The sequence below is a fragment of the Pseudochrobactrum kiredjianiae genome (genome assembly GCF_030362795.1).
Classification (GTDB): Bacteria; Pseudomonadota; Alphaproteobacteria; order Rhizobiales; family Rhizobiaceae; genus Pseudochrobactrum; species Pseudochrobactrum kiredjianiae.
In genome coordinates this window covers 720,027-737,716 of the sequence record NZ_JAUCBM010000001.1, presented here as the reverse complement: position 1 = coordinate 737,716, position 17,690 = coordinate 720,027, and the positions used below count along the sequence as shown (strand labels likewise).

At 51.1% G+C, this 17,690-nt stretch carries 17 protein-coding genes; 12 read left to right on the top strand and 5 right to left on the bottom strand.

The window, feature by feature from the left end; all coding sequences use genetic code 11:
* Positions 1–176: 176 nt before the first annotated feature.
* Both pepT and QUF18_RS03300 read right to left on the bottom strand, forming a co-directional pair.
* Positions 177–1,415, bottom strand: a complete 1,239-nt coding sequence (gene pepT / locus QUF18_RS03305) for a peptidase T (RefSeq protein ID WP_289385145.1) — start codon at positions 1,413–1,415, stop codon at positions 177–179.
* A 113-nt stretch (positions 1,416–1,528) separates the two neighbouring features.
* The gene (locus tag QUF18_RS03300) at positions 1,529–3,127 is read right to left on the bottom strand and encodes an ABC transporter substrate-binding protein (protein WP_289385143.1); all 1,599 of its coding nucleotides are present in this window, start codon (positions 3,125–3,127) and stop codon (positions 1,529–1,531) included.
* Positions 3,128–3,362: 235 nt separating this feature from the next.
* On the opposite strand from QUF18_RS03300, the gene QUF18_RS03295 reads away from it, so the two are divergent.
* The 11 genes from QUF18_RS03295 to QUF18_RS03245 all read left to right on the top strand — a co-directional run bounded on the left by QUF18_RS03295 (position 3,363) and on the right by QUF18_RS03245 (position 14,946).
* Positions 3,363–3,956: a DUF922 domain-containing Zn-dependent protease gene (locus tag QUF18_RS03295; protein ID WP_289385141.1), complete on the top strand. Its 594-nt coding sequence runs from the start codon at positions 3,363–3,365 to the stop codon at positions 3,954–3,956.
* Between the two features lie 439 nt (positions 3,957–4,395).
* A complete protein-coding gene (locus tag QUF18_RS03290) occupies positions 4,396–4,635 on the top strand; it encodes a hypothetical protein (RefSeq protein ID WP_289385139.1) in 240 nt (79 codons plus the stop codon).
* Positions 4,636–4,747: 112 nt separating this feature from the next.
* Positions 4,748–5,470, top strand: a complete 723-nt coding sequence (locus QUF18_RS03285; protein WP_121993910.1) for an ABC transporter permease — start codon at positions 4,748–4,750, stop codon at positions 5,468–5,470.
* Entirely contained in the window at positions 5,467–6,222 is a 756-nt protein-coding gene (locus QUF18_RS03280) for an ABC transporter permease (protein ID WP_289385135.1), read from the top strand. Before QUF18_RS03285 ends, QUF18_RS03280 begins: the two co-directional genes overlap by 4 nt.
* Entirely contained in the window at positions 6,219–7,013 is a 795-nt protein-coding gene (locus QUF18_RS03275) for an ABC transporter ATP-binding protein (RefSeq protein WP_289385134.1), read from the top strand. Before QUF18_RS03280 ends, QUF18_RS03275 begins: the two co-directional genes overlap by 4 nt.
* Before the next feature lie 135 nt (positions 7,014–7,148).
* Positions 7,149–8,012 (top strand): transporter substrate-binding domain-containing protein, encoded by an 864-nt coding sequence (locus QUF18_RS03270; protein WP_289385133.1) that lies wholly within the window; start codon positions 7,149–7,151, stop codon positions 8,010–8,012.
* 179 nt (positions 8,013–8,191) lie between these two features.
* On the top strand, positions 8,192–10,498 hold the full coding sequence (locus QUF18_RS03265; RefSeq protein ID WP_289385132.1) for a TonB-dependent hemoglobin/transferrin/lactoferrin family receptor: 2,307 nt from the start codon (positions 8,192–8,194) through the stop codon (positions 10,496–10,498).
* A gap of 19 nt (positions 10,499–10,517) precedes the next feature.
* Complete coding sequence (locus QUF18_RS03260) at positions 10,518–12,239, top strand: ABC transporter ATP-binding protein/permease (protein ID WP_289385131.1); 1,722 nt, start codon at positions 10,518–10,520, stop codon at positions 12,237–12,239.
* Positions 12,240–12,263: 24 nt separating this feature from the next.
* Positions 12,264–12,980 carry a hypothetical protein gene (locus QUF18_RS03255; protein ID WP_289385130.1) on the top strand — a complete coding sequence of 239 codons (717 nt, stop codon included), beginning with the start codon at positions 12,264–12,266 and terminating at the stop codon, positions 12,978–12,980.
* Positions 12,977–13,834 carry a ChaN family lipoprotein gene (locus QUF18_RS03250; RefSeq protein WP_289385129.1) on the top strand — a complete coding sequence of 286 codons (858 nt, stop codon included), beginning with the start codon at positions 12,977–12,979 and terminating at the stop codon, positions 13,832–13,834. Before QUF18_RS03255 ends, QUF18_RS03250 begins: the two co-directional genes overlap by 4 nt.
* 218 nt (positions 13,835–14,052) lie before the next feature.
* Positions 14,053–14,946 carry a DMT family transporter gene (locus QUF18_RS03245; RefSeq protein ID WP_289385128.1) on the top strand — a complete coding sequence of 298 codons (894 nt, stop codon included), beginning with the start codon at positions 14,053–14,055 and terminating at the stop codon, positions 14,944–14,946.
* A gap of 9 nt (positions 14,947–14,955) precedes the next feature.
* Here QUF18_RS03245 and msuE read toward each other — a convergent pair whose 3' ends face one another.
* From msuE to QUF18_RS03230, 3 genes are read right to left on the bottom strand one after another with little or no spacing between them, the layout of a single operon-like run.
* Positions 14,956–15,516 (bottom strand): FMN reductase, encoded by a 561-nt coding sequence (gene msuE / locus QUF18_RS03240; protein ID WP_289385127.1) that lies wholly within the window; start codon positions 15,514–15,516, stop codon positions 14,956–14,958.
* Positions 15,513–16,187, bottom strand: coding sequence for a glutathione S-transferase family protein (locus QUF18_RS03235; RefSeq protein ID WP_289386114.1), 675 nt, complete (start codon positions 16,185–16,187; stop codon positions 15,513–15,515). The genes msuE and QUF18_RS03235 overlap by 4 nt, the downstream gene beginning before the upstream one ends.
* A 1-nt stretch (position 16,188) precedes the next feature.
* On the bottom strand, positions 16,189–16,575 hold the full coding sequence (locus QUF18_RS03230) for an ArsR/SmtB family transcription factor (protein WP_289385126.1): 387 nt from the start codon (positions 16,573–16,575) through the stop codon (positions 16,189–16,191).
* Positions 16,576–16,830: 255 nt separating this feature from the next.
* Here QUF18_RS03230 and QUF18_RS03225 point away from each other — a divergent pair, with 255 nt between their 5' ends.
* Positions 16,831–17,667, top strand: coding sequence for an ABC transporter substrate-binding protein (locus QUF18_RS03225; protein ID WP_289385125.1), 837 nt, complete (start codon positions 16,831–16,833; stop codon positions 17,665–17,667).
* Positions 17,668–17,690 lie beyond the last annotated feature (23 nt).

Sequence of the window (17,690 nt, the reverse complement as noted above, 5' to 3'; positions counted from 1 at the left end):
TGTTGACGTAAACTGCCAATTACTTGATGGCAAAAACTTCTGAAATATCTGTTTTTCCAAAAATATATGAAACTTTGAGTTATCATCTGAAGCATTGTCGTAAACAGAACAGGCGCGGTAATGCTCTCCGCGCCTGCCAAAATATCCGTTACGGATAATGTGTGAATGGTATGTGATTACCGTTTATCAACCGCTGCTGCACGTTTGAGAATCTCAATCACCATTTCCGATGCCTTGTTCAATGAAGCCACCGGCAGGAACTCATAGATCGAATGGAAATTATGCGCACCGCAGAACAGGTTCGGGCAAGGCAGACCTTTTTCTGACAGAACAGCACCGTCATAGCCACCACGCATCGGGATGGCATAAGGTTCGACACCGATGGCCTTCATCGCTTCCAGAGCCAGCTCAACCGGATAGAAATTATCACCCTTCAGTCCTTCGGCAGCATTGCGATACATCGGACGATATTCAACCGAGACTGTGCCCTCACCATGCAACCGGTTAAAGCTTGCAGCCAGTGTATCAATGAAATTACGGCGTTTATCATAACCCTCTACCGTAAAATCACGGATATCAACCACGATTTTGGCCGATGCCACGCTGCCCTGAATACCCTTGACCCAGTAATAGCCTTCACGATTTTCCGTATGTTCCGGCCGCTCACCGGCTGGCAACATACCCATATATTGCTGGGCATAGAGAATTGCATTGCGCAACTTGCCCTTAGCTGACATCGGATGGGCAGGCTGACCGCGGAAAGTGATGTGAAACTCACCGGCATTCCAGTTTTCATAGACAATTTCACCCACAGCACAGCAGTCCAGCGTATAGGCGAAATCCGCATTGAGGCTTGGCACATCCAGTGCTTTCGCACCAAGCAGACCAATCTCCTCATCCGGCACAAACACGACTTTAACCTCGCCATGTTCAATCTGCGGATTGTCCTGCAATACCTGCATGGCATGCATCACTTCAGCAATCGCCGATTTATTATCCGCACCCAGCAGGCTGGTGCCGTCAGTGACGATAATACGGTCACCTTCATAATGTTTCAGCTCCGGAAATTCCTCAACACGCATCACGATATCAAGCGCCTTGTTGAGCACGATATCTCCGCCCTGATACTCCACCACATGCGCCTTGGTATCGGTGTCATATTCACCGCTGGTATCCATATGGGCGACCCATGCGATCACCGGTGCCTGACGGCTGGCATCTTTGATATTGGACGGTAATGTACCAACCACGATGGAATGATCTCTCATTTCAACGGACAGTCCCAGATCACGCAGCTCTCCTGCCAACAGATTGGCAAGTTCGGTCTGGCCGCTGCTGGACGGGAGTTTTCCCGCATCGGATACGGCTGTTGTATTGATACGGGTGTAGTTCAGAAAACGTTCAACAATATCCATCGGCTTCTTTCAACTCAGCTTACAGTTTCATTTCATCTTGCAGAAATGGCGCCGGTGACGGCGCCATTGATTTTGAAACAAGTGCTCACCAAAAACGGGTAAGGTCGTGTCGCTTATTCTTCGATATCAACATCTTCAAAGAGATAACCGCCAAAAGGATCAACACGGAAATCTTTGACTTTCTTGCTGACCGGCTGTTCCATCACCTGATGGGCAATCGTCAGCCAAGGCGCCTGTTCTTTAAAGATCACCTGAGCCTGTTCATAAAACTTGGTGCGTTCTGCCTGATCAGTTGTCAGCTTAGCCGCCTGAATAAGCTTTTCGAAATCAGCATTACACCAGTTAGCGCGGTTACTGCTGCCGACTGCTTCACAGCCCAGCAGTGCTGCGAGGAAGTTATCCGGATCAGCCATACCACCGGTCCAGCCAAGCATCACCGCACCGTCATGGTCTTTTTCGAGCGAGCGCTTGAGATATTCGCTCCAGTCATAGGAGACGATCTCAGCTTTCACGCCAACCTTCGCCAGATCAGCCTGCATCAGTTCTGCCGCACGGCGGGCATTCGGCATGTAAGGGCGCTGTACGGGCATTGCCCAGATTTTCATCGAAAGATCTTTAACGCCAGCTTCTTCAAGAAGTTTGCGTGATGCTTCAACATCATAGGCGTCGTCTTTGACGTCTTTATTATAGCCCCAAACGCCCGGAGGCATTGCGTTGACTGCAACCATACCGGTTGAGCCAAAGACGGCTTCAATAATCGCAGGCTTGTTGATCGCCATGTTCAGGGCTTTACGCACACGCACATCATCAAAAGGTGCAACAACAGTATTATAGGCCATGAACGCAATATTCAGGCCTTCTTTACGCTGCACTTCAAGTGAGCTGTCCGCTTTCATCTCATCAATATCCGCAGGGTTCGGATAAGCGATGATATGGCATTCACCCGCTTTCAGCTTCTGATAGCGTACCGATGCGTCTGGCGTGATTGCGAAAATCAGATTGTCGATTTTCTGTTTGCCGCCCCAATAATCAGGGTTGGCCTGAAAACGCACAGCGCTGTTTGCCTGATAGTCTACATATTGATACGGGCCTGTACCAACCGGCAACTGGCTCAGCTGATCGGTTTTACCCTCAGCAACCAGCTGATCCGCATATTCTTTCGACTGGATCACAGCGAAGGTCAGCGACAGCGAAGCAATCATGGTTGCTTCCGGACGGTTGAGCAAGAATTTAACCGTATGATCGTCGATCTTCTGAATTTCTTTAATCAATGACGGGAAAGAATAGGCACCATATTGCGGCCAGGTTCCTTTACCGTAAAACGGATTTTCTTTATTGCCCTGACGATCAAAGCTGAAAATCACGTCATCCGCGTTGAATTCACGGGTCGGTGTGAAATAGCTGGTCGTCTGGAACTTCACGCCTTTACGCAGATGAAACGTATATTCTTTACCGTCAGCCGAAATCTCCCAGCTTGTCGCCAGACCCGGTTCCAGTTCTGTCGATCCGCGCTTGATCTTGATCAGACCGTTGGACACATTACGCGCCGAGGCGTCATAAGTTGCGCCTGATGTGGTGGTTGCCGCATCAAAATTGTCCGGCGCTGCTTCCGAGCAATAGATCAGTGTTTTAGCCGAAGCCTGCGCAGAAGCCAGCCCGCCAAGCACCAATGCAAGCGCAGTGGCTGAAAGGGCCTTCGTATAAATATTCATATGGTATTCCCCAATTCCATCCGGTGCCTGAGCAGATCAGGTGATTCCGTACAGTAATAGTGGAACGATCTCAGTTTGAGTTCCATTGATTATTTTATATAAAACAACAATGATCCCAACAAAAATGGGACGACCTGCCGGCAGGCAAGAGTTTTCATTCAACGAAGAAATGTTTTAGAGATAGTCAGCCGGTTACGGCAACCCTGTGTAATGTTGGTCAAACCGGAAATTATCAATGTCATTGAAAAGCATTTTTTATACCCTGCTCGCAGGCAGCACACTCTGGGCAGGCCACGCTCTGGCTGAAACAATTGAAAAAGTAGAAACCTATGCGATTTCCGGCACCACAGGCCCTGCGCTTTATGCTGCAATTGGCGAAAAAGGCCCACTCATCGGAAAGAATATCCGCACCATTGCCCATACCAATTTCACGCTATTGTGGTCGCGTAAATATAAAACCGACGACGGCAATTGCACATTGGTATCTGCCAAACCAAAACTGACCATCACTTATACATTGCCGAAGCCTGCACAGAAACTGCCACCGCAAAGTGCTGCACTCTGGGCAGAGTTTTATGCAGGCATTGAAAAACATGAACATATTCATGGTGATTACATCAAAGAGATGGTGCAGAAAATTGAAGCTGCGACTGTCGGCATGTCCGTTGCCAAAGACCCGAAATGCGTCAAATTCAAAACAGAGCTGAATAAAGTTCTCTCAGAACTGTTTCAGGAACAACGCCAGCGTGGTCGTGATTTTGACCGTGTAGAAATGGCACAGGGCGGCAACGTCCACCAATTGATCCTTGGTCTGGTCAATAGCCAGTAAACGAGCCATGTTTTGGTATGGATGCAACTGCGACTTACCATGTCGCGTGCAGAACACAACTAAGTAAAGGCAAAATCAGCCAAAACGGCAATAATCAGTGTGCAATTTGCTCGGCAAATATGCCCCTTTGAGCATTATTGTGCCTATACTCTGCCATTTCGTCACTGTAGATATCTGCGCTGCAGAAGGTGGAGGTTATCTGCAAGGGAGGATATTTCCTGACTCGCAAAACGTCTTTGCATAAGCAGGTTCAGCATCAAACTATGTTGAATACAGGCATTTTGTGCAAATCAGCACTTGTATGCAGAGCCAAGGAATTTTATCAGAACGCAATAATAAGTTGTATTACCGGTTAAGGTTCCCAGCCTGACAGGTAATTATGTGCGAAAGTGCTATAATACAAATACCCTGCGGAACAGCAGGGTCGGTCGGAGCAGTAATGAAAAACCATTCTGATATCTGGGATATCATGGAAGAGAAAAGCCCTGCTTATTTCGACCTCATTGATACCACTGATGTTAGCCGTACAACCGGTACAATGCTGCATTCATGGCACCTGATTGCGCGGGATAAATTACCTGCTGCACCTGCTGACCATATAAAGCGCATCACCGGAATAATTTCCATCAATCCGGCACCGGATGATGTTCAGCCAGCCCGGACAAATCAATTTTGTTAAGGGCTGACTTCAGGATATGACTATGACTTTCTCTCTTTTAATTCAAACGCAGTTTCGGACGCAAAACCATCCCACTTTTGCTGCGAAACTGCTCTGACAGGCCAAGGACATTATGAAGCAACTCAGCTTTTTTGAAATCCTCAGCTTCGGGCCTGACGGCTGGGGGCATGTTTTGCTCACCGGCGCATTGATGAGTGTTGCCCTTGCTGTGACCGGCTTTTTGCTCGGCGCTGTCATCGGCGTGTTCGGCGCATGGGCTAAAATCTCCGGCGGACGTGTGACCCGTACCATTGCGGACGGCTATACAACGATCATCCGTGGCATTCCCGATCTGCTGATCATCTATCTGTTTTATTTCGGCGGCAGTGCAGCGATTACCGCAATCGGCAAGCTGTTTGGTGCTGAGGGTTTCCTCGGTTTTCCGGGCTTCCTCGCCGGTATGCTGGCGATCGCTATTTCCTGCGGCGCGCATCATACGGAAGTTTTCCGTGGTGCATTTAAAGCCGTTGCCAAAGGCGAGCTGGAAGCAGCAACAGCCTGCGGTATGGGTCGCTGGATGAAGTTCCGCCGTATTATTGCGCCTCTGTCATTGCGTCACGCTTTGCCGGGTCTTGGTAATGTGTGGCAGGTTTCCTTGAAGGAATCCGCTCTGGTTTCGGTAACCGGCGTTGTGGAATTGCTGCGTCAGGCACAGATCGGTGCTGGTTCAACCGGCCTGCCATTCAACTTCTTCCTGATTGCCGGTGCCCTCTATCTGCTGATTTCGTCTGTTTCAGGCGGCATTTTGCAATCAGCTGAGCGCTATTTCTCGCGCGGTGTGAGGAGAGCCCAATGAGTTTTGAATTTTTCGCTGAATCTTTCGTGGCGATGCTGGCAGGTCTGCCGCTGACCCTCAAGCTGGCTGCCACTGCTATCGCTCTTGGCGCCTGTCTTGCTCTTCTGATTGCGATGATGCGCCTGTCCGGCAATCCCATTCTCGACTGGATTGCACGTATTTATGTGTTTGTATTCCGCGGCACGCCGCTGCTGGTGCAGATCTTCATCATCTATTATGGCCTCAGCCAGTTCCCAGCGGTTCGCTATTCCTTCCTGTGGCCGATCCTGCGTGAGCCTTATTGGTGTGCGGTGATTGCCCTGACGATGAATACCGCAGCCTATGCCGGTGAAATCATCCGTGGCGGTCTGCTTTCCGTGCCGCATGGTCAGGTTGAAGCGGCTAAAGCCTCGGGCATGTCGCGTTTCACCACCTTCCGCCGTATTGTGATGCCACTGGCTATCCGTCAGGCGCTGCCTGCTTACGGCAATGAAATGATCTCCATGGTCAAAGCCACATCGCTGGCCTCGATCATCACGCTGATGGAAGTAACCGGTATTGCAGCCAAGCTGATTGCAGAAAGCTACCGCGCCATTGAAGTCTTCATTGTTGCCGGTGCGATCTATCTTGCCATCAACTTCATTCTGACCCGTCTTCTGCTGCTGGCTGAATATCGTCTGACCCCGTATCTGCGTCAGCCTGTTCCTGTCAGCCTCTCTGCCAGCACTGCAAATTCTGGCGGCCAAGTTCCTACAGAAGGAAAATCCTCGTGAGCAACACAGTATCCGCATCCAAACCGGTCGCGCTGAAAGTTGAAGACCTGCGCAAGAACTTCGGTCAGGTCGAAGTGCTGAAAGGTATTTCGCTCGAAGCCCGTGAAGGTGAAGTGATTTCCATTCTCGGTTCCTCCGGTTCCGGTAAATCCACACTGCTGCGCTGCATCAACCTGCTGGAAATTCCGACCTCCGGCAAGGTCACCATTTCCGGTGAAACCATCAAAATGGCGCAGAACTCCAAGGGTGAAAACTACCCGACAGACAAAAAACAGGTCTCGCGTATTCGCTCCGAGCTTGGCATGGTGTTCCAGAGCTTTAATCTCTGGTCGCATAAAACCATTCTGGAAAATGTGATCGAAGCACCGATCTATGTGCAAGGGCGCAAACGCGCTGAAGCCATCGAAGAGGCAGAAGCATTGCTGGCAAAAGTTGGCATTGCTGACAAGCGCAATTATTACCCGTCACATCTTTCCGGCGGTCAGCAACAGCGTGCAGCCATTGCCCGCGCGTTGGCGATGAAGCCAAAGGTTATGCTGTTTGACGAACCGACGTCCGCGCTCGATCCGGAACTGGTTGGCGAAGTACTGCGCGTGATGCGCGGTCTTGCTGAAGAAGGCCGTACCATGCTCGTCGTGACCCACGAAATGGGCTTTGCCCGCGATGTGTCCAACCGCGTTATCTTTGTACATCAGGGTCAGGTTGAAGAAGACGGTGCACCGTCTGAGGTCTTCACCAATTCCAAATCAGAGCGTTTCCGCAAATTCATCAGCCACGATAGTGCGGCTTAAAAGCATTTCCAGCAAAAATGCGAAGCAGTTTTGTGTAGGATAATGCGTACGACAAAGAGACAGAGCGGTTCAAAAGTTCAATCTTAAAATGAACCGCTCTAAGTGAATAAAAATAATATGAAACAGGGTGCTTCCATGAAAACCAGCCTCATTACCAAATACCTTCTTGCTTCTGCAATGCTGCTCGGCGCCGTATCGGCCAGCGTCACTGCACAGGCTGAGACAAAGAAATGGACGAAAATCACCATCGCAACTGAAGGTGCTTATCGTCCGTACAACTTCACTAAACCAGACGGCACACTCGACGGTTATGAAATCGAGCTGAGCAAGCATCTCTGCGAGCAGATGAAAGTGGAATGCACCATCGTTGCAACACCTTTCGACAGCATGATCCCTGCCCTGAACGCCGGTAAATTCGATGCGATCATGGCTGGTCTGACTGCCACTGCAAAGCGCGAAGAAACCATTGATTTCTCGGTTTCCTACGGCCTGACACCACAGACTTTCGCAACATTGAAAGACAGCCCGTTCGCCAAACTGCCACATACCGGCGAAACTCTGTTTCTTGCCAATGACGACGAAGCCACGAAAAAAGCCATCAGCGAATTTTCGACTTCGATTGAAGGCCGTACCGTTGGCGTTCAGACTGCTTCGCTCGGCCTGACACTTCTTAACACCTATTTCAAAGATTCCGCTGATATCCGCGAATATAAGACAACTGAACAGCATGATCTGGATCTGAAGTCCGGTCGCGTTGATCTGGTTGTTGCCTCGCTGGCCTATCTGGCCGATGCAGCCAAGAAGCCGGGCAATGAAGATATGGTTCTGACCGGCCCTTACTTTAAAGGCGGCGTGTTGGGTCGCGGTGTTGCTGTAGGCCTGCGTAAGAACGAGCCTGAACTGCAGAAAATGTTCAGCGATGCGATTGAAACTGCCAAAGCTGACGGCACAATCAAGAAGCTGTCCGAAAAATGGTTCGGCTTCGACGTAACTCCATAAACTACTGATAAAATTAATAAATTTTATGATGTGGCTGCGTTTTTCGCGGCCACATTTTTTTATGCCTGTTATACGAAAGAAGCCTGCTTGACAGATTGTCGCACGTAGATTATCGCAAAAGAATAAATATGAGTCAATGAGTCATATTAAAACTTCTTTTCAGGCGGGCGGCTTCAGACATGAACAGACATTCTCCGACAGCAACCGGACTAACGCTTATCTTGCTCAGCACGTACGCTCTTGCGCTCACGCAAGCTGCACAGGCTCAGGTGCCGGCGCAGCAGCCAGCAGCAGATAAAAATACGCTGCAGACTGCCCCCCTCACCGAACAGCAGCAGATTCAGTTAAAACAGATCACCATCACCGCTGCCCGTACTTCCGGCACTATTCTTGACCTGCCAATGACCGTGAATGTTATCAGCGGTGCAGATCTGGAACGGCGTGTGGTGCGCGACATTCAGGATATGGTGCGCTATGAGCCGGGCGTCAGCGTTAACCGCCTCACCTCTATGACAAATCCTTTTGGTCAGCTTTCCAGCTTCTCCATCCGCGGTGTTGGCGGCAATCGTGTGCAGATGCTGGTTGACGGCTCGCGTATTCAGGAACAGATCACCGACGGCAGCCGTGACTTTGTCGACCCGTTCAACATGAAGGCTGTCGAAATCATCCGCGGGCCAAACTCTGTACTTTCCGGTGCCGATGCACTGGGCGGCGTTGTTTCCTTCCGCACGATCGATCCAGACGATATTCTCAAGGGCGACAGAGCATGGGGCGGAGAGATCAAGCTCGGCTATGACTCCTATGACAACAGTTTCCGCAAGCAGATTACCGGAGCAGCACAGGCTGGTGATTTCAAAGTGCTCGGGTCTTTCGGCCATGTCGGCTCCTCCGAAATCAAAAACCGTAAGGGCTATGCCGATGGTGGCATCTGGGGTTGTCCGCGCCAGAATATTCTTGCTTGTAACAAAGCATTTCCGGCAGATACCGATGCCTATAACGGCCTGATGAAACTGCAATGGAACCCGAACAGCGATAATCAGTTTATGCTGACCGGCGAATGGTTTGATCGCAAAACTTCCATCGATCAGGTTTATGACTCCTCTTCTGCAATGATGGGCTATAAATCCGACAGCTGGGATCGTGATCTGAAGATGCAGCGCTATCGCATTGCACTGGAACATGAATGGCAGGTCGATGCACCATGGCTCGATGCTGTGAAATGGAAAGTCTCCTATTCACCGCAAAAGCGCGACACGCTTAGTAACCAGTTCCGCACCTATCCTGCGCGTAAAGAACAGCGCATTCAAATCCGCAATTACGGCGAAGAATTTATTGAAGCCGATCTGCAGCTGACCTCCTCCTTCAGCCTTGGTGCAACGGATCATACATTGATCTATGGTTTTGACGGCGATCTGACCAAGACCACCTATGAAGGCACAGATATTACCCGCAACCTGACGACCGGAACCACAACCACCGGCATCAATAAAGGTTTCAACTTCCCGCGTGTTGATACAACACGCGCAGATTTTTACCTGCAGGATGAGATCAAACTGCTCGATGAGCGCCTGACCATTACATCGGGATTGCGTCTTGCGACCTATTCAATCGACCCGACCAAGGATGACAACTATGTGTCGTTACCAGGCTATGAGCCGCATAAAATCGACAAGACCCGCCTGATCAAGCGTCTCAGCGGCACTTACAAGCTTGATGATACTTATTCGCTCTACGCCTCCTATGGTGAAGGCTTTAAAATGCCGACGTCACAGCAGCTTTTCGTCTCTTCGCTCTCTATCGGTTCCACCGGCATGGTTGAGACCATTCCAAACCCGAACCTGAAACCGGAATTTGTGCGCAGTTATGAAGCCGGTTTACGTGGCGAACTGGATCGCGGCCATTTCAGCTTCACCGGTTTCTATGCTGATTATAAAGACTTCATTCGCGGCTTCCAGCGGGTGCCGGGCACTGCCGAGCGCTATACGTCTGACAATGTTGACAGTGTGCAGATCTGGGGTTTTGAACTCGGCGGTGAATATGAGGTCTATGATAACCTCTTTGCCAATGCTGCCCTCTCCTATCAGCGCGGTAATCAGCGTGTGAATGCAGGTTCTGACAAGACTGCCTTTGACGGTGCCGTTCCGCTGACCGTCGTTACCGGTCTGCGTTATCTGATACCGGAATGGAAACTGGAAACCGAATTGGTCGCCACATTTGCCAAAGGTGTAACCCGTCGCGCCGATCCGGATGCCTATAAGCCAGCCGGTTATGCCGTGTTTGATGTCTATGGCAAATGGAAACCGACCGAGATGATTGATGTCAATTTCGGCGTACAGAACATTTTCGACAAGCGTTATTTCCCGAATACGCTGGCCGGCACTTATCTGAACACTCCTGCATCAAGCAGTGTCGCCAATCAGAACCCGCTGGAAATGCAGGTCGCTCCGGGGCGCACCTACAAACTCGGCGCGACAATGCGCTTCTGAGTAGCGGAGACTTCAGATTATGCATGTTCTGCGGCAAATATACCGTCTTGCCCGCCTGTGTATCGCGGGCAAAGGTGCCAAACTTAGCTTGCTTCTGCTGGGTTTGGTTATCGCCCTCGATCTGGCAGGCGTCTGGTTTTCTATACGTATGATTAGCTGGACAGCCGATTTCTACAATGCACTTGAGAAAATCGATACTGAAACCGTCATTACCCAGATCGGCCTGTTTGCACTGATTGTCGGCAGTAATTCGCTGCGCAGCCTGATCGGCAGCTATTATCAAAAAATACTCGAAATTCGCTGGCGTGAAGTGCTGACCGGCAAGGCACTTGATCTGTGGTTCACCAACAAAGCCTATTGGCACCTGACACAGGGTGAATGTAGCCGCGACGTCGACAATCCGGATCAGCGTATTGCTGATGACTGCAAGCTGTTTGTGCGCGGTTTTCTGAGTGAAGGTATTGAACTGATCGGCCGTGTTGTCGGCCTGTTTTCCTATCTCGTTTTGCTATGGAGCCTCTCGACCTTTGCGCTGAGTTTCACCTTACTGGGGTTCGACATCACCATTCCGCGCTATATGGTTTGGGCAGTCTTTATCTATGTCGGTCTGTCGACCATGCTGACCTTCGTGCTCGGTAAACCTTTGAAAAAGCTCTTTGAAGCCCAGCAAAAGCGCGAGGCGGATTTCCGCTACTCACTGGCAAGACTGCGTCAGTCAACGGAAGAAATTGCCCTGTTGCGCGGCGAAAATGCCGAACGCGATCTGCTTGATCGCCGTTTTGAGAATGTCCGTGCCAATTGGCGCAATCTGATTATCCGTGAATTCTGGCTCGGTTGTTTTACCACGCCTTATCAGTTCACCATTTTGCGCATCCCGTTATTTGTTGCACTACCGGCCTATCTGGCAAAAAGCGTAACACTTGGCGGATTGATGCAGGTTGCCGGTGCTTTCAGCAATGTGGCAACAACTCTGTCATGGTTTGTTTTTTATTATAAAAAACTGGCTGATCTCGCCGCCACGGCCGGACGTCTGGATGTTTTCCTCAACGCCGCACAGGACGCAGCACAGCGCCGTATCGCCATTGAACACTCAGCTGATACGGATGAAATGTTGCATATCAAAGATTTGCACCTGACCACACCAAACGGCCAGACATTGCTGCATCTTGATCAGCTTACCGTTAAAAAAGGCGAGACAGTCTGGCTACGCGCACCGTCCGGTTTTGGGAAATCAACTTTCTATCGCGCTGTTGCGGGCTTCTGGCCGCATGGGACAGGCACGATCAGCACCAATTTGCATAATGCGCTGTTTCTGCCGCAGAAACCCTATTTCCCGCAAAACGATCTCTATGCTGCGGTGAGCTACCCGCATCCTGTGACGGATTTTGACAAGGCTGATTTGCAGCAAGCGATTAATGATGTCGGCTTGGGTAACAGTTCCGCAATGTCACTTGAACAAGAGGCACAAGGCCATCCGCTGATGATCTCCGGCCTGTCCGGCGGCGAGTTGCAACGCCTGTCGCTTGCGCGTGCATTGATCCAAAAACCGCAATGGCTGTTTCTTGATGAGGCAACCTCCTCGCTGGATAAACAGGCCGAAGCGCAACTGCTGCAATTGCTGCGCAGCCGTTTGCCGGAGACCGCCATCATCATCATTGCGCATTCCGCGATGGAAACCAGCATCAAACCACGCATCATCGATTTGAATATTCTCTCAGTGCCTGCCAGTGCGGCAGCCTGATGGGCAAAACAGGACCTATACGCCATGCAAAACCGCCGCGAACAACTCAATGTTGACCTTTTCACTCTGCTGCAAAAGCTGCCGGACATTGGCAAACTGATGGTCAATTCCAAAAATCTTGGCGCCACGCATGAGCGCATCGGCACCGTAGAGCGCGTATATTTTGCCAATGGCCGCATTGCCATCACTGGTGCCGAACATCACAGAAGCCTTGATCCGTTTGCCGTTACTCAGATCATTATCGACCGCACCAGTGTCATGCGTGATAAATGTTATCCGCGTATTGATATGCTGGATAAGGATGGTGAAGTCGTCGCCAGTGTTATCGGTTTTGACGGGATTGAACCTTTCGATGCGGCGCTGGCAGAATTTGGTGCAGGAACGGCACTTGAAGAAAAAACCAAAGACGAAACAGCAGCCGAGCGCAAAGAAATCCGTGAAAATGATGGTGGTTTACAGCCTTTTAAACAGGCTGAAACCGACAAAGCCGACATTCGTATTGAACTGGATCTGCCGCATTTTCATCAGCAATGGCAGGGTTCTATGCCTGAAATTCGGTCAACAATGGGTTTTATCAATGTTATGGTCAGCGATTTTCACCTCCACCTCAAAGGCGACAGCGTTGATAGCTGGCAGCAGCAGGAAACGCATGAAGGCACAAGCTATGCTGCCTATAATGCAGCACAAAAACCGCTGGGTCTGGTTGTTACCCTGCTGAAACAAGACGGTGCCGCAGCATGACTAAAAGCACTGACACCGTATTTCACCCGCAAACGACATGGCTTGATCCGGCGCAAAAACAACTGACAGATTACCCGCAACTGATGCAGGAACTGGCGCAACAGCAGGTTGTGATGCTGGGGGAATATCACGACCGCTATGATATTCACCGCTGGCAATTGCAAATCTGCAGCGGTCTGCTGGCGCATCGTCAGGATATTGCTGTTGGCTTTGAGATGTTTCCGCGTCGTTTGCAACCGGTGCTGGATGCATGGATTACCGGTGAGATGGATGAGCCGCTGTTTCTGGAAAAGGCCGAATGGGGCACGGTCTGGGGTTTTGACAGCGCGCTTTACATGCCGATTTTCCGGTTCTGCCGTGAGGCAGGTGTGCCGATGCTCGCACTCAACTGCCACCGTCCGCTTGTTACACGCGTCGGCAAAGAAGGCTGGGACGCTGTGCCTGTTGAAGAACACGACGGGCTGACACCCGCCAAAGATGCGACCATGGCCTATCGGGACTATCTCTTTGCCATTACCAATGGCGGGCCGCCATGGATGAAAGACAAGTCCGCTGCCTCACCGGAGTTTGACCGCTTTGTGCGGGCGCAACAGGTCTGGGACAGAGCGTTTGCCTGTAATATCGCCAATGCTCTGCACGATAATAAAGCCGGACTGATTGTCGGCATTATCGGCCAAGGTCACCTTGAATATGGCCATGGCACACCGTTTCAGTTGCGGGATTTAGGCATCGAGAAACAGGCTGTTTTGCTGACCTGCGACAAGCCGCTTGATGAAGCAAAATTAGTGCAGAATTACGCGAAGTCCGTCTATCGCCTGCCGCAAAATTTCACTCCGGCTCCTTCACAAGCCTGAGCGAGTGCGGGATATTGCAATGCTTTAAGTCTGAACTCCTTGAGACAACGCAATATCCTGCATCCCTTTATGACTTCAGATCAGATCATCGCGCAACCGCATGATCTGATCCGCAATGCTGATGATCCTCTCCCTGTAATATGATTGGACGACAAAGCAATATCGCTGTAAAAGCCTTTATTATTCAGTAGTTATCATCCTGCATATGGATCAGTCACATGCCTGTTTATGAACTCGCCGCACTTGGAGCCGCGACTTGCTGGGCGTTCACAGGTATTATCTCCGCTATTCCCGCAGGCCATGTCGGCGCACTGGCTTTTAATCGCGGCAGGCAGGTTTTCGTCACCGGATTATTGCTGGTCTATGTGCTGATCTCCGGTACATGGCGCGACCTCAGCTGGGACAGTGCTGTGCCGCTGCTGCTCTCCGGCCTTATCGGTATTTTTGTCGGTGACTCTTTGCTGTTCACCGCTCTGAACCGTCTTGGTCCCCGCCGCTCCGGTATTCTGTTTGCGCTCAATGCGCCGATTGCCGCCGTGCTTGGCTGGCTGCTACTGGATGAAACATTATCGCCTATGGGTGTGCTTGGCATTGCCATCACCATTTCCGGCGTTTTGCTTGCCATTCTGTTTGGCAAGCGTCGTGCCCAAATCCATGAATGGGAAAAAATCAAAGGCCCGCTGTGGATTGGTGTCGGGCTGGGATTGGCAGCGGCAACGGGTCAGGCCATTGGCTCGATCATCGCACGCCCTGTAATGGCCAGCGGCATTGATCCGGCACTGGCCTCCCTGCTGCGTGTGGGTATTGCCGCCTGTTGTCTGACTGTGCTGACACAATTGCCGTTTCCGGCACTCAAACCGAAAAAGCCTTTTACGCTGAAGATTGCGTTCCTCACCGCTTTGACCGGCTTTCTCTCGCTGGCACTTGGCATGACTTTGCTGCTCTTTGCACTTTCCGGCGGCAAAGTCGGTATTGTCTCCACCATCTCGGCGACAACACCGGTGATCATTCTGCCGCTGCTATGGCTGCGCACCGGTGAGCGCCCCGCCAATGGCGCATGGCTTGGTGCGCTGCTGGTCGTCGCCGGAATGGCGCTGATTATGCTGCGCTAAGTGCAATACTCACTCAGCCGCCAGCTGCTGGTAGCTATGACCGGAAACGACACGCACGGCTTCGGAAACCGCCTGTGTAATACGGCTCTCAATCAGCGGATTGCTGAGTTGCCCATCGGTGAAATCACGATCTGAAACATAAATCGCTGTCGGCAGGGCAAAAGCTTCGAAAAAGCCAAACAGCGGACGCAACTGATGCTCGACGATCAGTGAATGACGGTCACCGCCGCCGGTTGCCGCCAGAATGACCGGTTTGCCACGCAGTAATTTCGGATCAAGCAGATCGAAGAAATGTTTAAACAATCCCGTATAGCTGCCTTTATAGGTCGGCGTACCGACAACCAGCAGATCAGCCGCTGCGATTTCATCCACAATATCCGAAGCCTGCTTGTCTAGTTGTGAAGGCCAGCGTGCAGCCGGAAAAGATGCCCCCAGATCGGCAACATCATAAACGGATGATACACCACCGAGTGACAAAGCTGCCTGTCCGGCAATATGTTCAACAAAACCGCGGGTTTTAGACGGGCTGGTGAGATTGCCGGAAAATCCGGTTATGCGGGGCGCAGTCATAGTCTTTCCTCAGAATTTTCAGATGTGTCATGTGTCAGCGGGAGAGGCAAAGGGATGTCTCCCGTAAAAAACGGTACGCGGTAACCGCGCTGCACAGCCTCACGCTGCGCGATCTGCAGATACCAGCGCCGCACGGCGGGATAATCATTGAGATTGATTTTATGGCGTTCAAAACGTGACACCCACGGCCAGACCGACATATCGGCAATGGAATAATCCCCTGCCAGATAGTCTTTGTCTGTGAGATGCAGCTCCAGCTTCTCGTAAAGCCGCTTGGTTTCCTGTGCGAAGAGCGTTGATGCTGCCGGTGCCGCATCCGGATGATAGGTCAGAAAATAATGTGCATGCCCAAGTGTGGGCCCTAAGCCCCCTACCTGCCAAAACACCCACTCCAGCCCCGCATAGCGCTCAGCGCCTGTTGCTGGCAAAAACCTGCCGGTCTTCTCTGCGAGATAGGTCAGAATGGCACCGGATTCCAGCAGTGTCAGCCCGTTTGAATGATCGACAATCACCGGAATTTTAGAACCCGCATTAATCTTGCGAAAGCTATCCGAAAACTGCTCATCTTTGGTCAGGTCGATTGCGTGTGCTTGATAGGGCAAGCCAAACTCTTCCAGTGCAATGGAGGTTTTCAAGCCGTTGGGTGTTATCCAGGTGTAAAGATCAATCATATCAGTCAAACATCAGGTCAGGCATTAAATCGGACATCTCACCGGATGATGGACGGTTTATCGTATTGCGTCCGGTCACATCTTCCAGCCCGTCAAAAATCTCCCGCAACCGCAGAACAATCTGCTCAACACGCGGATCAGCCACACTATAGATCATCGTCTTGCCTTCACGCTTGCAGGCAATGGCACCCGCCTCACGCAAAATACTCAATTGTTGCGACAGGCTTGGTTGCGGAATACGCAGCTCGGCCTCCAGCTCACCGACCTGCGCTTCCTGCTCCATCAGATAGCAGACCAGCGCCAGCCGGTTTGCATTGGCAATCAGCTTGAGCAGATCACTCGCTGTAGTGACGGAACGACATAAACGGGCTGCAACCGGCTTGGTCATTAAACCTCTCTTTATAACCAACGCGCAAACATTATATGAAAAAATATATTGATAACCAATATTAATCAATATCTTATAATTTAACGCGTTAAAAATTATGACCTGCACCCGCGCCAAAAACTAGAATAATCCGTTACAAATCCACTCAAAATTAGAACAGCCCGCTTTGGCATTCATTTTACAAAAACGTAAATTGTATCTCAGCATCACAGGCAGAGAATTCCGGTTTCTGCCCGCCATCTGAAAGGGCAGTTTATGAAAATCGGTGTTCATCCCAGCAATCTGCATCTGCGTATCGCACAGGTCTGGCCTGATGCCTTTGCCGCACTGAATGGTGAGTTTGTCGCCTATCGTGAAGGGCGCGACACCGGCCGCCTGATTGCGGAAGGCAAGATTGATTTTGGCGGCACCGGCTCAACGCCACCGATTACTGCCGCACTGGACGGGTTGAAGGTACAATATATTGCTGCCTCCGCTCCGCGCCCTGCCAATGGCGCCATATTGGTACGCGCTGACAGCCCGATCAAATCCATTGCTGATCTGAAGCACCACCGTATCGGGCTGGTGGACGGTTCTTTCCAGACTTATTATCTGGCACGCAATCTTGAAGAGGCCGGTCTCAACCTCGCTGATATTGAACGTGTCGAGCCGGAGGTAAATGATGCGCTGCCAGCTCTGCTCGACGGTCGTGTTGATGCATGGATTGCCATGGCACCGCGGCTGGAAAATGCGCTTGAACGCGATGATATCCGTCTGCTCTCACGCTGCGGTTCAACCATTCCTAACCGCTCCCTGTTCTGGACGCTTGAAGACAGCGAACTTGATGCCGAGACCCGCCTGAAAATTGCACAGGAACTGGCACGTATTGGTCGCGAAATCACAGCAGACCCGCATCAGGTTGCCCGCAGGCTGGTGGAAAGCGGTGCAACGGAAGCCAGCCTGCAAGGTTGGGAAAAGGTAATTGCCTCACGCGATTTCACCGTAATTCCGGCAGACGACACCATTCTCACAGAACAGCAGACGGAAGCAGAGGTTTTGCATCGTCATGGTCACTTTGACCGCCTTGCGCAGATTTATCCGCAGGCCGCCTGATCGCCACAAACTCCTAAATTTAA

What these genes read in the sequence shown, in the direction of transcription:
- QUF18_RS03250 (WP_289385129.1), top strand. Translation starts at nt 12,977, where the DNA reads ATGACTAAAAGCACTGACACCGTATTTCACCCGCAAACGACATGGCTT.
- QUF18_RS03295 (WP_289385141.1), top strand. Translation starts at nt 3,363, where the DNA reads ATGTCATTGAAAAGCATTTTTTATACCCTGCTCGCAGGCAGCACACTC.
- QUF18_RS03260 (WP_289385131.1), top strand. Translation starts at nt 10,518, where the DNA reads ATGCATGTTCTGCGGCAAATATACCGTCTTGCCCGCCTGTGTATCGCG.
- QUF18_RS03235 (WP_289386114.1), bottom strand. Translation starts at nt 16,187, where the DNA reads ATGATTGATCTTTACACCTGGATAACACCCAACGGCTTGAAAACCTCC.
- QUF18_RS03255 (WP_289385130.1), top strand. Translation starts at nt 12,264, where the DNA reads ATGCAAAACCGCCGCGAACAACTCAATGTTGACCTTTTCACTCTGCTG.
- QUF18_RS03270 (WP_289385133.1), top strand. Translation starts at nt 7,149, where the DNA reads ATGAAAACCAGCCTCATTACCAAATACCTTCTTGCTTCTGCAATGCTG.
- QUF18_RS03245 (WP_289385128.1), top strand. Translation starts at nt 14,053, where the DNA reads ATGCCTGTTTATGAACTCGCCGCACTTGGAGCCGCGACTTGCTGGGCG.
- msuE (WP_289385127.1), bottom strand. Translation starts at nt 15,516, where the DNA reads ATGACTGCGCCCCGCATAACCGGATTTTCCGGCAATCTCACCAGCCCG.
- QUF18_RS03225 (WP_289385125.1), top strand. Translation starts at nt 16,831, where the DNA reads ATGAAAATCGGTGTTCATCCCAGCAATCTGCATCTGCGTATCGCACAG.
- QUF18_RS03290 (WP_289385139.1), top strand. Translation starts at nt 4,396, where the DNA reads ATGAAAAACCATTCTGATATCTGGGATATCATGGAAGAGAAAAGCCCT.
- QUF18_RS03280 (WP_289385135.1), top strand. Translation starts at nt 5,467, where the DNA reads ATGAGTTTTGAATTTTTCGCTGAATCTTTCGTGGCGATGCTGGCAGGT.
- pepT (WP_289385145.1), bottom strand. Translation starts at nt 1,415, where the DNA reads ATGGATATTGTTGAACGTTTTCTGAACTACACCCGTATCAATACAACA.
- QUF18_RS03285 (WP_121993910.1), top strand. Translation starts at nt 4,748, where the DNA reads ATGAAGCAACTCAGCTTTTTTGAAATCCTCAGCTTCGGGCCTGACGGC.
- QUF18_RS03300 (WP_289385143.1), bottom strand. Translation starts at nt 3,127, where the DNA reads ATGAATATTTATACGAAGGCCCTTTCAGCCACTGCGCTTGCATTGGTG.
- QUF18_RS03265 (WP_289385132.1), top strand. Translation starts at nt 8,192, where the DNA reads ATGAACAGACATTCTCCGACAGCAACCGGACTAACGCTTATCTTGCTC.
- QUF18_RS03230 (WP_289385126.1), bottom strand. Translation starts at nt 16,575, where the DNA reads ATGACCAAGCCGGTTGCAGCCCGTTTATGTCGTTCCGTCACTACAGCG.